The 13,399-nt window shown below is 66.5% G+C and carries 10 protein-coding genes and 1 tRNA gene; 8 read left to right on the top strand and 3 right to left on the bottom strand.

Annotated features, from left to right (window positions below; all coding sequences use genetic code 11):
- The first annotated feature begins 56 nt into the window (after nt 1-56).
- Nucleotides 57-2,123, top strand: coding sequence for a glycogen debranching protein GlgX (gene glgX / locus PZE19_RS05025; RefSeq protein ID WP_277859477.1), 2,067 nt, complete (start codon nt 57-59; stop codon nt 2,121-2,123).
- Nucleotides 2,124-2,202: 79 nt separating this feature from the next.
- On the opposite strand, the gene PZE19_RS05020 is transcribed toward glgX, so the two are convergent.
- Both PZE19_RS05020 and PZE19_RS05015 read right to left on the bottom strand, forming a co-directional pair.
- Nucleotides 2,203-2,275, bottom strand: a tRNA-Asn gene (locus PZE19_RS05020).
- Between the two features lie 126 nt (nt 2,276-2,401).
- Nucleotides 2,402-2,560: a type II toxin-antitoxin system antitoxin gene (locus PZE19_RS05015; RefSeq protein ID WP_277859476.1), complete on the bottom strand. Its 159-nt coding sequence runs from the start codon at nt 2,558-2,560 to the stop codon at nt 2,402-2,404.
- 476 nt (nt 2,561-3,036) lie between these two features.
- On the opposite strand from PZE19_RS05015, the gene PZE19_RS05010 reads away from it, so the two are divergent.
- A complete protein-coding gene (locus PZE19_RS05010) occupies nt 3,037-3,612 on the top strand; it encodes a GbsR/MarR family transcriptional regulator (RefSeq protein WP_277859475.1) in 576 nt (191 codons plus the stop codon).
- Nucleotides 3,613-3,679: 67 nt separating this feature from the next.
- Here PZE19_RS05010 and PZE19_RS05005 read toward each other — a convergent pair whose 3' ends face one another.
- The gene (locus PZE19_RS05005) at nt 3,680-5,260 is read right to left on the bottom strand and encodes a hypothetical protein (protein ID WP_277859474.1); all 1,581 of its coding nucleotides are present in this window, start codon (nt 5,258-5,260) and stop codon (nt 3,680-3,682) included.
- A gap of 279 nt (nt 5,261-5,539) precedes the next feature.
- Here PZE19_RS05005 and polA point away from each other — a divergent pair, with 279 nt between their 5' ends.
- The 6 genes from polA to PZE19_RS04975 all read left to right on the top strand — a co-directional run bounded on the left by polA (nt 5,540) and on the right by PZE19_RS04975 (nt 13,282).
- Nucleotides 5,540-8,251 carry a DNA polymerase I gene (gene polA / locus PZE19_RS05000; RefSeq protein WP_277859473.1) on the top strand — a complete coding sequence of 904 codons (2,712 nt, stop codon included), beginning with the start codon at nt 5,540-5,542 and terminating at the stop codon, nt 8,249-8,251.
- A gap of 430 nt (nt 8,252-8,681) precedes the next feature.
- A complete protein-coding gene (coaE, locus tag PZE19_RS04995; RefSeq protein WP_277859472.1) occupies nt 8,682-9,389 on the top strand; it encodes a dephospho-CoA kinase in 708 nt (235 codons plus the stop codon).
- A gap of 277 nt (nt 9,390-9,666) precedes the next feature.
- Nucleotides 9,667-11,598 carry a transcription termination factor Rho gene (rho, locus tag PZE19_RS04990; protein WP_438269963.1) on the top strand — a complete coding sequence of 644 codons (1,932 nt, stop codon included), beginning with the start codon at nt 9,667-9,669 and terminating at the stop codon, nt 11,596-11,598.
- A 116-nt stretch (nt 11,599-11,714) separates the two neighbouring features.
- On the top strand, nt 11,715-12,185 hold the full coding sequence (gene ribH, locus PZE19_RS04985) for a 6,7-dimethyl-8-ribityllumazine synthase (RefSeq protein WP_277859471.1): 471 nt from the start codon (nt 11,715-11,717) through the stop codon (nt 12,183-12,185).
- Nucleotides 12,186-12,257: 72 nt separating this feature from the next.
- Nucleotides 12,258-12,581 (top strand): hypothetical protein, encoded by a 324-nt coding sequence (locus PZE19_RS04980; RefSeq protein WP_277859470.1) that lies wholly within the window; start codon nt 12,258-12,260, stop codon nt 12,579-12,581.
- Between the two features lie 35 nt (nt 12,582-12,616).
- Entirely contained in the window at nt 12,617-13,282 is a 666-nt protein-coding gene (locus tag PZE19_RS04975; RefSeq protein ID WP_277859469.1) for a DOMON domain-containing protein, read from the top strand.
- Nucleotides 13,283-13,399: the final 117 nt, after the last annotated feature.

Raw genomic sequence — 13,399 nt, 5'->3', positions numbered from 1 at the left:
ACAGGATCACGGCGATTCCCAGCGAACCCTCGGTCCAAACCGATGAAGCGGAATACGTGTTTCGGGACTGCGTCCTGACGGTGAAACGGGGACGCCCCCTGCCCCTGGGAGCCGTCGCCGAGCTGGGCGGCGTCAACTTCGCGGTCGTCTGCCGCCACGCCACGGCCGCGTGGCTCGTGCTGGGAGATCCCCAGACCATCGGGTTCGAAACCGAGATCGCGCTCGATCCCCGGCTCAACCGCACGGGGGATCACTGGCACGTCCGCATCGACGGCCTGCCTGAAGAGTTCTGCTACGGCTACCGCGTCGACGGGCCGCGCGAGAATGGGCTGCGGTTCGATCCCGGCGTGATCCTGCTCGACCCGTACGCCCGCGCCGTGTCGGCCCGGGGCCCGTGGGGGGAGCGTTCGCCGAATCCTCGACGCAGCCTCGTGAACGAGGCGATGACCGAGCACATGCCGGTCGTGGGCCCGAACACCCCGCTCGAAGAGACGATCATCTACGAACTTCACGTCCGCAGCTATACCGTCCACGAAAGCTCCGGCGTCCTCCACCCCGGCACGTTCGCCGGCCTGGCGGAGAAGATCGAGTACCTCCACGACCTGGGGGTGACGGCCGTCGAGTTGCTCCCCGTCGACGAGTTCGACGAGACCGACTGCGCGTACGTCAACCCGCTGACCGGCGAGCGACTGCTCAACCTCTGGGGATACAACACCATCGCCTTCTCCGCACCGAAGGCGACGTACGCCGTCAATTCGGGGCGGGCCGAGCCGTGGGACGAGTTCGGCGCGATGGTCGACGCCTTCCACGAGCGCGGGATCGAAGTGATCCTCGACATCGTCTTCAACCACACGGCCGAATCGGGCGACGACGGGCCGACCTACAGTTTCCGGGGCTTCGACAACGCCCTGTATTACATCCTCGACGAGAAGGGGCGCTATCTGAACTTCTCGGGCTGCGGGAACAGCCTCAACACCGACCATCCGGTCGTCCGCAATTTCCTCCTCTCCTGCCTCCGGAACTGGGTCGCCGAGGCCGGCGTCGACGGCTTCCGTTTCGACCTGGCCTCGGTGCTGGGACGAGATCGGCGGGGCAACGTGCTGGTCAATCCGCCCGCCATCAATCGCATATCCGAGGACTCGCTGCTCTACGGCACCAAGCTCATCGCCGAGCCCTGGGATGCGGGTGGGCTCTATCAGGTCGGGACGTTCCCCGGCGGCGGACGCTGGTCCGACTGGAACGGCCGCTACCGCGACGACGTCCGGCGCTTCTGGCGAGGCGAACCGGGCCTGACGGCCGAGCTGGCGACCCGTATCTGCGGCAGCGAGGACCTCTACGCCGGCCGAGGCCCTCTGCACTCGATCAACTTCATCTCGTGCCACGACGGCTTCACCCTTCACGACCTCGTCTCTTACGACCATAAGCACAACGAGGCCAACGGCGAGGGGAACCGCGACGGCAACGACGCCAATTTCAGCTGGAACTGCGGCGTGGAAGGTCCGACCGACGACCCCCGCATCGTCGCCCTCCGGATGCGTCAGGTCCGCAACCTGATGGCCACCCTGCTGATCTCGCAAGGCGTCCCCATGATCCTGGGGGGCGACGAGATCCTGAGGACCCAGCAGGGGAACAACAACGCCTGGTGCCAGGACAACGAGGTGAGCTGGGTCGACTGGACCTTCGCAGCGTCTCATCGCGACTTCCACCGCTTCGTTCGGAAGCTGATCGCCCTCCGCAAGGCGCATCCGGTCTTCCGTCGCCGCACCTTCTTCGTCGGGACGACGGCGGCGGGCAGCCCCGACATTCTCTGGCACGGCGTCCAACCCGTGCGGCCCGACTTCTCGGCGACGAGTCGGGCCCTCGCCTTCGCCCTCGACGGCCGCCGCTGCGACCGACCCGGGTACGTCGACCGCGACTTCTACGTCGCGCTGAACTCCGACGACCAAGACCTCGAGTTCAGGATTCCGTCCTCACCTTCCGGTCGCCGCTGGCGGCGCGTGGTCGACACGGCGCTCGCCTCGCCCGACGACGTCGTCGACCTCGACGCGGGACCCGACGTCGCGGTCATGTCGGCCTACACCGTACGAGGCCGCTCGATGATCATCTTGGCCTCGCTGGGCTGAAAACCGGGCGAGCGCAAAGAAAACGCCCCGGGAATCCGGGGCGTTCGCGGGATGGAGCCGAGACGGTCGGTCGCCTCAGCTCCCCGACAAGGACTCGAACCTTGAACCTAGCGGTTAACAGCCGCTCGCTCTACCGATTGAGCTATCGGGGAATACGCCCTGGAGAGTACCGGCTGGAACGGCTCGACTCAAGGGCAATCTCGAGAATTCCGAGGAAATCTCGTGTGTAAATGAGCATACTTCGCTGCGTCTTCGGCCCCGGGGGGTCGAGGCTCGGTTCAGGCGGACGGCGTCTTGGCGTGATGCTCGATCGCCTTTTCCAGGATGCCGACGATCAACGCGTTGAGCGAGGCCTTGTCTTCCTTGGCCCAGCTCGCGAGCTGCTCGTGAAGGACGGGTGGCATCCGGATCTGGAAGTGGACGACGGTCTCTGGCATCGGATCGACTCCTCGGAGGGGAAAGGGACGCGAAGGCGCGTAGCGTCGACGGGCGCCAGCCACCCACGACCCCGGCGTCGCCGGATCGGTCGCGGGCATGCATGAGCATTGTACCCGGGAGCACGCACCGTCTTACAGGATTTTTACCCGGAGAGGACGTTTCGTCGACCTCTATTGTGGGGCTTCCCGTCCTGGATGCAAGGTCGTCCTGGGAATAAGGTTTGCGATTCCGGCGAGGGCGGGTGTAGGATCGATCGGAGTCGTACGACCCGTCGACGGAGGCAGGCGTCCATCCATGAAAGACGCCATCAGCCGAACAAATTCGGACACTTCCGAATGACCCCGCGTCGGGACGCCCGCCACGCATAACCGACTTTCGGATCCTCCAATCATGGCGTATCGTGGGCGGAGTTGAAGGCTGTCCGAAGATGCGGTGGCGGGCCGCGCGGCGACGCTCGTATCTCGGGGGAGGTTACATGGATTCGCCGACCCTGGAACGCTCGGCCGACGGTCCGCCGGGGGGGCCGGAATCGGGTGCGGACGTCCTGATCCGACGCTTCGTCGAGCACTGGGGCATGATGGCCCGGGCGTGGGGGATCAACTCCACCATGGGGGAGTTGTTCGCCCTGCTCTACATCACCGGCGGCGACTGGACCGCCGAGGACCTCCGGGCGCGGCTCGACGTGTCCCGAGGCAATGTGAGCATGAATCTGCGGGAGCTGCTGGGGTGGGGCGTCGTCCGCAAGGTGCATCGATCGGGCGAGCGCAGAGAACTCTATCGCGCCGAGACCGACGTGTGGACCCTTTTCCAGCGGATCATGACCGAGAGGAAGCGGAGGGAATTGGATCCGACACTCCAGGTCCTCGACGACCTTGCGAGGGCCTCGGAATTCGAACCGCGGCTCGGCGAGCTACGGGAGCGAGTGGAGACGCTGAGGCGTTTCTTGGGGGCCCTGGACGGCCTCTCGACGCGACTGATGGCCATGGACAGCCGCGACGTGGCGGAAGTCAGCCGCCTGCTCGTCGACGACGAAGACTCCGCGGCCGGTTGAAACGAGAAGGCCCCTCGCGACCGAGGGTTCGCGAGGGGCCTTTTGAGATACAGGTCGAGACGCTGGATCAGGGCTTGTCAGGCGTCGCTTCCGCGGGCGGCGTGGTGGTCGCCGGCGGCGCGGCCTTCTGGGCGTCGTTCCGCGACTTGGGTTCGGTGAGCCGGTTGAGGGCGCGCTGGTTCACGGCCTCGCTGCGACCCACGACCGGGACGTTCATGTCATAGCCGAGGTAGGCCAGCAGGCGACCGAGAGTGATCGGCCGGATGCCGTTCTGACGCGCTTCCTTGACCATCTCGCCGAACCGCTGCTCGAACACGGCCTGCTGGGCGATCGAGGTATCCGACTTGGCGACGTAGTTCTCGCGGAGCGCGGGGCGTTCCTTCTGGTCGTCCGTGATGTACCACTGGATGCGGGCGGAGAGCTTGCCGCTCTCCTTGCCGGCGTTGGGCGGGGGCAGGTCGTACTCGATGCTGCCGCCGGCGGCCTCGATCATCCGCTTGAGGTCGTCGCGGTCGTCGCGACCGTCCCGGTTTACGTCGATCGGGCCGATGAGGGCGAACTTCATCGGCTCGTTGGGCGACCAGGTGGGCGAATAGACGATGTCGCCGACCCGCAGAGGCTCGATGGGGCTCGCGGTCCGCGTGATCTTGCCGATGCTGAACTGGTCGCCGACCTGGGTCAGCGAGATGTTCCCCTTGGGCTTCTCGGTGGGGATGCCCGGAGAGTTGGCGTCGAAGATCGTCATGTTCATCTGCGGCCGCGCGCCCTGGCGGCGGGTGAGGTCGACGTGGACCTCGTTGCGATCGAAGTCGACGAACGTAATGTGTCCGTCCGGGTGGTCGAGGACGTTTTCCTTGCGATCGAGCTGGTCGCGCTGCTCTCTAAGGATGGACGTGAGCTGTTCGATCTTGCGGCCGTCCTCCTCCTTCAGCTGGCGGATCTGCGTCGTCAGGTTGGCGTTGTCGGTCCGGGCCTGGTCAAGGTCCGTGGTGAGCTGATCGACCTTGCTGAGGAGGATCTGTCGATCTTGGTCGTGCTTGGCGTGTTCGGCCTCCAGGTCCGCCCTGGTGCTCTGGGCCGACTTGGTCTGGACGTCGATCTGCTGCGCGGCCACGCTCGTCGCCGATTCGAGGTTGTTCCGGAGCGAGGCCTCGTTGGCGGCCAGCTCGGAATCGACGAGGGAGAGATTCTCGAGCAGCTCGATCAGGCGGTCGAGGGCCGAGATGTAGTTCTTGTTGGGCTCTTTCCGGTAGGAATCGATCGCGAGTTGGACCTTCTGCTTGGCGTCTTCCAGCTCGGGGCCCTGGGCGCCGGCGGCCTGGGCCTTGGCGACCGAGGCGTTGACGATGTTGGCGATGCCCATCAGGCGGTCTTCGACCTTCTTCAGGTGGGTCGCGATCTCGGTCTTGGCGGGGTCGAATTCCGTGGCGCGGGCGCCGATCGTCTTGCGGAAATCGTCATACTGGGTGAGAGCCTCGTCGGCCTCGCGCTTGGCCTTGCCGGCCTTGTCCGTCTCCGACTGGAGCAGGCCTTCGGACCGCGCGTAGGACGAGTAGAGGAAATAGGACGTCACGGCCAGGATCACCGTGAGCGTCACGAAGACCGCGACGGCGATCTTGAGACCTTGGGATTCGTTGGAGGCGGCCATGAATCAAAACTCCCTCGGAGCGGAGCGAAGGCGACAGCGCATGCGGTCGGCCGGTTGCAGATACTATGTCACATGGGATGGGAGAACACGAAACTTGCGTCGGGAAATCTTGCGCGGGCGACCCAGCCGGAACGATATTTCCGGGTGAATCGACGGCGAGGTCCGGGCGGGGAGAAGGCGGACCACTCCAGAATCCCGCGCGACGGGCCGAAACATGACGGACGGGATCGGCGGCGCGGACGCCCGGGACGCATCCCGACCACCCCTGGGAAGACTACGATGGCGAACCGCCCGACGTTCTACATTCTGGACGCGTACTCCCTGATTTTCCAGGTCTTCCACGCGATCCCCGAGATGACCAGCCCGTCGGGAGGGCCGACCAACGCTTCGTTCGGGATCTTTCGCGACCTGCTCAACCTCGCCCGCGACCGCAAGCCCGACTACCTCGCCGCCGCCTTCGACGGCGCGGGCCCCGTCTTTCGGTCGGACATCTTCGCCGATTACAAGGCGAATCGCGCCGCGATGCCCGACAACCTGGTCCCCCAGATCGCCGTCATCCGCAGCATCTTCGAGGGGTTCAACGTCCCGGTCCTGGTCATGCCGGGAATGGAGGCCGACGACGTCATCGCCACTCTCGCCCGCCGCGGCGAGGAGCGGGGGCTCGACGTCTTCATCTGCACCTCCGACAAGGACGCCCGCCAGCTCATCAGCGATCACGTCAAGATCCTCAACCTTCGCAAGAACACCATCATGGATGAGGAGGCCCTCGAGAAGGATTGGGGGATCCGCCCCTCGCAGGTGGTCGATTTCTTGTCGCTGACCGGCGACACGGTGGACAACGTCCCCGGGATTCCCGGGATCGGGCCCGTGCTGGCGTCGGGGTACCTGAAACAGTTCGGCGACCTCGACACCCTGCTGGCCAATCCCGACCAGGTGAAAGGCCCCAAGAAGCAGCAGGCCATCCGCGAGCACGCCGATCTGGCACGCCGGGCCCGGACCCTCGTCGCGCTTCGCGACGACCTGGAGCTGGAACTGGACTGGGAGGCGTTGAAGGCGTCGCCGCCGAACGTCGCCGCCCTGCGTACGATTTGCATCGACTCGGGCTTTCACCGCTTCATCGCCGAGCTGAGCGAGTCCACGGGGCCCGAAACTCCCGAGACGCCCCGGGCCGAATGGGTCGCACAGTATTCGACGGTGGACACCCCCGAAGCGTTCCGAGATTTCTTGGAAGAGTTGCGGAAACAGGAGCGGTTCTGCATCGACACCGAGACGACCTCGCTCAATCCGCTCCTTTCGAGCCTGGTCGGGATCGCCGTCTCCTGGAAGTCCGGGGAGGGTTATTACATCCCGCTGAGGGCCCCGATCGGCTTCCGCATCCTCGACCCGCAACTCGTGCTCGACGGCCTGAGGCCGATCCTAGCCGACCCGAAGGTCGAGAAGATCGGCCAGAACCTCAAGTACGACATGCTCGCCTTCAACCGGGCCGGGGTCGCGATCGAGGGGCCGATCACCGATACGATGATCCTCAGCTATCTACTGGAGAGCGGCGAACGCAATCACAGCCTGGACCAGCTTTCGGACCGGCTGCTCGGCCACACGATGATTCCGATTTCGGCGCTGATCGGCAAAGGCAAGAACCAGCTCCGCATGGACCAGATCGACGTCCCGCGGATCGCCGAGTACGCCGGCGAGGACGCCGACGCGACCTGGCGCATCTACGAGATCCTCGCCCCCCGGGTCCGCGAGGAGGGCCTCTGGGAGCTGTATTCGGACCTGGAGCGTCCCCTGATCTCGATCCTGGCCGCGATGGAGGAAATCGGGGTGAAGGTCGACGTGCCCCGGCTGGAGCAGCTCTCGGGAGAGTTCGCCGTCCGGCTCGCCAGGATGGAAGAAGAGATCCATCACCTCGCGGGCCGTCCCTTCAACATCAACTCGGTGCCCCAACTTCGCCAGATCCTCTTCGAAGAACTCAAGCTCCCCAAGCTTCAGAAAACCCCCGGCGGCGAGCTGAGCACGGCGACCGAGGTGCTGGAGGAACTCGCGAGCAAGCATCCGCTCCCCGCCCTGCTCGTCCAGCATCGACAGCTCACGAAGCTCAAGGGGACCTATCTCGACGCCCTCCCCTTGCTCGTGCACCCCGAAGACGGCCGGATCCACGCCTCGTTCAATCAGGGGGTCGCCGCGACCGGGAGGCTCAGTTCGAGCGATCCCAATCTCCAGAACATCCCGGTCCGGACGGAAGAGGGGCGGCAGATCCGCCAGGCCTTCGTCGCAGAAGGCCCGGACAAGAAGCTCCTGACGGCGGACTACTCCCAGATCGAGCTTCGGGTCCTCGCCCACTTCTCGGGCGACCCGACGCTTCAGAGGGCTTTCGCGGCCGACCACGACATCCACCGTTCGGTCGCGGCCAAGATCTACGGCGTGTCCGAAGACCAGGTCGACGACACGATGCGTCGGGTCGCCAAGACGGTGAATTTCGGCGTCATTTACGGGTTAAGCCCCTTCGGGCTCGCCGGTCGCTTGGGGATCAAGCAGGCCGAAGCCGCGCGGTACATCGACGCCTACTTCCAGGAGTACCAGGGGGTCGACCAGTTCATCACACGGACGCTCGAATCGGCCCAGACGGCGGGGAGGGTCGAGACCATCCTGGGGCGGCGGCGGCCGATCGCGGGGATCAAGGCGACGACCGGCCGGAACCGCAACCTCGCGGAACGGTTGGCGGTGAACACCGTCATCCAGGGGTCGGCGGCCGACCTCATCAAGCGGGCCATGATCCTCGTCGACCGCCGGCTCCGCGAGGCGAAGCTCAAGGCTCGCATGATCCTCCAGATCCACGACGAATTGCTGTTCGAGAGCCCCGTCGACGAGCTGCCCGCCCTGGCCGCGCTGGTCCGCGATGAGATGACCGGCGCCCTGGCGCTCTCGGTCCCGCTGCGCGTCGACCTGGCGGTGGGGGCGAACTGGCTGGACGTCGAGACTCCCGATTTTTGAGACTGCGCCGGACGCGCCGCGCCGACGACCCGCCGGCGGACGCAGGGCTGGATTTCAGCGAATCGCCATTGCAGCGTGGCGGTGGAAGGCGTATAAGTTAGTGGATAAATCGTGTAAGGCCAGCTGCCGGCAACCGGTGCTTTCCCATCACCCCCATCATCTCCCTCCCGCGGCCCGCGCCCCCGTGACACGCCCGCGAGCGAGATGACGGCCACGAGATCTTCCATCGCCCGCCCGCTCTTCCGGAGCCGCACGCGTCGATCGCGAGCCCGGGATGAGTCGGATCGTCCGACCCGACGCCGGTCGAACCTGATCGTCCCGGCGTTCAGACATAGGATGACCTTTCACACGCCTTGGCGAACGCCCCCGCCGTCGAGGGCCGTGACCACGCCCTCATTCCCTTTCCCCCGACGTGAGCAGCAAATCCGTCATGCCCGAGTCGTCCACGACTATCGGCGAGCCGATCGCGCGAGCGAAGCGATGGAAGCACGGCGCGATCCCCGTCGTCGGCCTGATCGGGGGCGTCGGCGGCGGCAAGAGCGCCGCGGCGGCGGCCCTGGCGGCCCGCGGGGCCTTCGTGATCGACGCCGACTCCGTGGGGCACGCGACCCTTCGGCGTCCCGAGGTCGTCAGGCGCCTTGCGGAACGCTTCGGGGACGGCATTCTCGACGTGGACGGCGGTGTCGACCGTCGGGCCCTGGGCCGCATCGTGTTCGCCGACGAGGCCGCTCGACGCGACCTGGAGTCGATCGTCCACCCCCTGATGGTCGACGAGTTCGAAAGGCTCACGGCCGACGCCGAGCGTCGCGACGACGCCCGATTCGTCATCCTCGACGCCGCAGTCCTGCTGGAGTCGGGCTGGGACCGGGCGTGCGACCTCGTCGTCTACATCGACGCCTCGCAGGCCATCCGCCTGGAACGCGTCCGTCGCTCGCGAGGTTGGTCGGCCGAGGAACTGGAGCGTCGCGAGGCGGCTCAGTGGCCCGTCGATCGCAAGATGGCTCGCGCCGATCGCGTGTTGATCAATGATGGAGATGTTTCGGATCTCGAGTCGCAGGTCGACCGGCTTGTCGCCTGGCTCGATTCCGCGGTCCCGCCGACGGCCGACCGACGGCCTTCTCCGGGCCCGCTCCCATGAACGAAAACCCGGCGGGCTCGGCCCTCGCGGCGATTCTCGGCGGGGATCGACGGCCCCACCTCGTCCTTTCAAATCTCGGTTCGACGCTTTTCAAAGGCTGCTCCTCGGTCATGCCCCTCGTCATCACGCCTCAGCTCCGACGATCCCCTCCCAACGCGAGGCTCATCTTCGATCGCCCACCCGGCGGACGGTCGAAGTCGCCTCGCCCCGTGTCATCCCCTCGCTTCCCCGGCACGGCCGAATCACTCGTCTAGTCTGAACAGGAGAACGGTACATCATGGCCAACGAGACACGCCCCCGCCGGGAGCCTTCCGGTAGCTCCCGCATCCGCAAGACGACCGCGTCGACCCCTTCGCCAGCCCAGGACGAGAACGTCGGCTCCGTCGCATCGACTCCGAGCTACTCCCCGCCCGCCGAGGCCCCGAAGCCCGCCGAACCTTACCGAGAGCGCGAACGGCCGAGCCGCGAGCCGTTCCGCGAGGAAGGCCCCGCCGACCGCGAGCCCATCCGGTTCATCCGCCCCCGCGACCGCGCCGAGGCCGGGGCCGAACGGCCTGAGCGCGAACCCGGGATGACGATTCGCGAACGTCTCGCACGCGACCGAGCCGAGCGCGAGTCGGCCGGCTCCCCGCCCGCCCACGACGGCATCCCGCTCACGCGAGATCGCGACCGGGACCGGGAAGCCCCCTCCTCCGTCCGCGAGCGCATCCGCGAGGCTCGCGAGCCCGAGCCGACGCCCGTCTACCGCGATCGCGAGCGGCCCGAGCGCGAGCCCTCGTTCAATTCGCGCGACCGCGACTACGCGGCGCCTGCGAAGTTCGAGCGTCCCGCCGCTCCGCCGGCGTTCCCCGCCGAGGCGCCCGCCGAGACGTTCCCCGACGTCGACGACGAGGACGTCTTCGGCGACGTGGCGATCCACGACCGCTACGAGGACATCAAGCGCGGCGAGATCCACCTCACCGAGCTGCAGAAGATGACCATGCCCCAGCTCATCAAGACGGCGAAGTCCGAGGGCATCGCCGACTTCATGGGCCTGAAGAAGCAGGATCTCATCTTCAAGATCCTGAAGGAGCGGGTGAAGCAGAACGGCCTGATGTACGGCGAGGGGACGCTGGAAGTCCTCCCGGACGGCTTCGGCTTCCTCCGCAGCCCCGACTACAACTACCTCCCCTGCCCCGACGACATCTACGTCTCGCCCAGCCAGATCCGCCGCTTCGGGCTCAAGACCGGGGCCATCGTGTCGGGCCAAATCCGCCCGCCCAAGGAGAATGAGCGCTATTTCGCGCTGCTGCGGGTCGAGGCGATCAACTTCGAGGATCCCGACAAGCTCAGCGAGAAGGTCGGCTTCGACGACCTGACGCCGCTGCACCCGCAGGGCCGGATCAAGCTCGAGACGAGCAACGAAGAGATCAATATGCGGGTCGTCGACCTGGTGACCCCGATCGGCTTCGGCCAGCGCGGCGTGATCGTGGCCCCGCCGCGGACCGGCAAGACGATCCTGCTGCAGAAGATCGCTAATAGCATCCTGACCAACCACCCCGAAGCCTACGTCATGGTCCTCCTGATCGACGAACGGCCCGAGGAGGTCACCGACATGGAGCGGTCGGTCAAGGGCCCGACGGCCGAGGTGATCAGCTCGACCTTCGACGAGCCCGCCTCGCGCCACATCCAGGTCGCCGAGATGGTCATCGAGAAGGCCAAGCGGATGGTCGAGTTCGGCAAGGACGTCGTGATCCTGCTCGACTCGATCACCCGCCTCGCCCGCGCCTACAACACCGAGGCGCCGCACTCGGGCAAGATCCTCACGGGCGGCATTGACGCCTCGGCCCTGCAGAAGCCCAAACGCTTTTTCGGGGCCGCCCGCAAGATCGAGGAGGCCGGCAGCTTGACGATCCTCGCGACCGCGCTCGTCGACACCGGCAGCCGGATGGACGACGTGATCTTCGAGGAGTTCAAGGGGACCGGCAACATGGAGCTGCATCTCGACCGACGCCTGGTCGACAAGCGGGTCTGGCCGGCCATCGACATCAACAAGTCGGGCACCCGCCGCGAAGAGCTGCTCATGGAGGCCGACGAGCTGCGGCGGGCCTGGATCCTTCGCCGGGTCCTCAACGACATGAACCCCGTCGAGGCCATGGAGTTCCTCATCGGCCGGATGAAGAAGCTCAAGAGCAACGCCGAGTTCCTCTCCAGCATGAACCTGTCCTGATCCGGGCGGCCTCCGGCCGGGCTCATTCCCTCGGAAACGGGTCCGGCCGAGCCTCTTCAGGCTCGGCCGGACCTTTTCCGTCTCCACTCCGCCTCCATCCAACCCCCCGAACGACCATGCCGATCTACGAAGGCGATTTCTCCCCCCCCCCGGGCCGGTTCGCGATCGTCGTCTCCCGTTTCAATGCGCTCGTGACGGAGCCGCTGTTGGCCGGCAGCCGGGACGTCTTCGTCCGTCACGGCGTCGCCGACGACCGCCTTGACGTCTACTGGGTCCCCGGCTCCTTCGAGGTTCCGCTCGTCGCCCGCAAGCTGGCCGAGGCCGGCCGACACGCCGCCATCGTCTGCCTGGGCTGCGTGATTCGGGGCGAGACGGGCCACTACGACCATGTCGCCGGCCAAGCCGCCGGCGGCGTCCTCCAGGCCGGCCTGGCGACGGGCGTTCCTGTGATCTTCGGCGTCCTCACGACGGAGACCGTCGAGCAGGCCCTGAATCGCGCGGGGCTCAAAGCCGGCAACAAGGGGGGCGAAGCGGCCATGGCGGCGATCGAGATGGTCAACCTGCTCGCGAAGATCGGGACCCAATAATCGGTCTCGCAGGACGAAGACCTCGCGGATGGCTCGTCGTCGAGCGGTGTCGAGACGGAAATCGGGGGGACCATGAACGCCTACGACTCACAACGCAACCGCCACCTGACGATCGGCATCTGGCTCGTGGGCCTCGGCTTCCTCCTGGCCGCGCGGCGAATCTGGCCGGGAATCCTGTTCGTCGGCGGCGCGGTGGCGCTGGTTCAAGCGTACTACGACCCAGAGCGACGCAACGCCGGCCGCGCAGGGATCGCGATGATCCTCCTGGGTTTGTGGGCGATGCTCAGCTTCAGCGCGCCGGTCCTCTTCGTCGGGCTGGGCGTCTGGATGATCTTCTCCGCGATCGCCGCATCGACCGCCACGCGAAAGCCGTTCGTCGATCAGACCCTCGACTGACCCCGCCGTCGGGACACCGAGATCGGAGCCTTCCCGTGTCGACCATCCTGCTGCCCCAGGCCTTCTGGTTCCGGGTCACCGCCTCGTCGCCGAAAGTCGAGAGCATCCCGCGCGAGGGTGACGCCGAGCGGATTCTCGATCTTCCCAACACGTGCGTGATTCCCGATCTCGCGGCCCTCGACGGCCGGAAGTCCTGGGCGTCGGTGCGGGTCGGCTGGAACACCCGAGGGCTCGGGATCGCCGTCCACGCCGACGGCTTCGGCCCGAATGCGAAGGTCCCTGACCGCCCCGAGGGCTTCGCCACGATGGTGTTCTGGATCGACACCCGCGACACTCGCAACGTCAGCCGCGCCACCCGACATTGCCACCGCTTCCAGGCCCGCTTGACGCTGGCTCGCGACAAGAAGACGCTCCGATCCGAAGTCGAGCAGCGACCCATCGCCCGCGCCACGGCCGACGCTCCGCTCGCTTCGCCTTCCTTGCTCCGGCAACGGGCCGAGCTACTCAAGAACGGCTGGCGGTTCGAGCTGTTCTTGCCGGAGGCGGCCCTGCACGGCTTCGATCCCGAGACCAGCCCCCGCCTGGGTTTCGCCTATCAGATTTCCGACGGAGAACGCGAGGATCAGTTCCTCGGCATCGGCCGCGACTTCCCGCTCGGCGAGAATCCCAGCCTCTGGTCGTCGCTCGATCTGAAGCGCTGAGATCGGGGATCGGGAGACCGCCCGTCGGTCGATCCTGTCCCGGCCGGGCGGGAACGCATAAAATTAAGGTTCGTCAGCGCCTCGATCGCACGACGCGGGCAGTCTCGCACCGCGCGG

The organism is Paludisphaera mucosa, from assembly GCF_029589435.1.
Taxonomy (GTDB): Bacteria; Planctomycetota; Planctomycetia; order Isosphaerales; family Isosphaeraceae; genus Paludisphaera; species Paludisphaera mucosa.
This window is presented reverse-complemented; position numbering and strand designations above follow the sequence as displayed.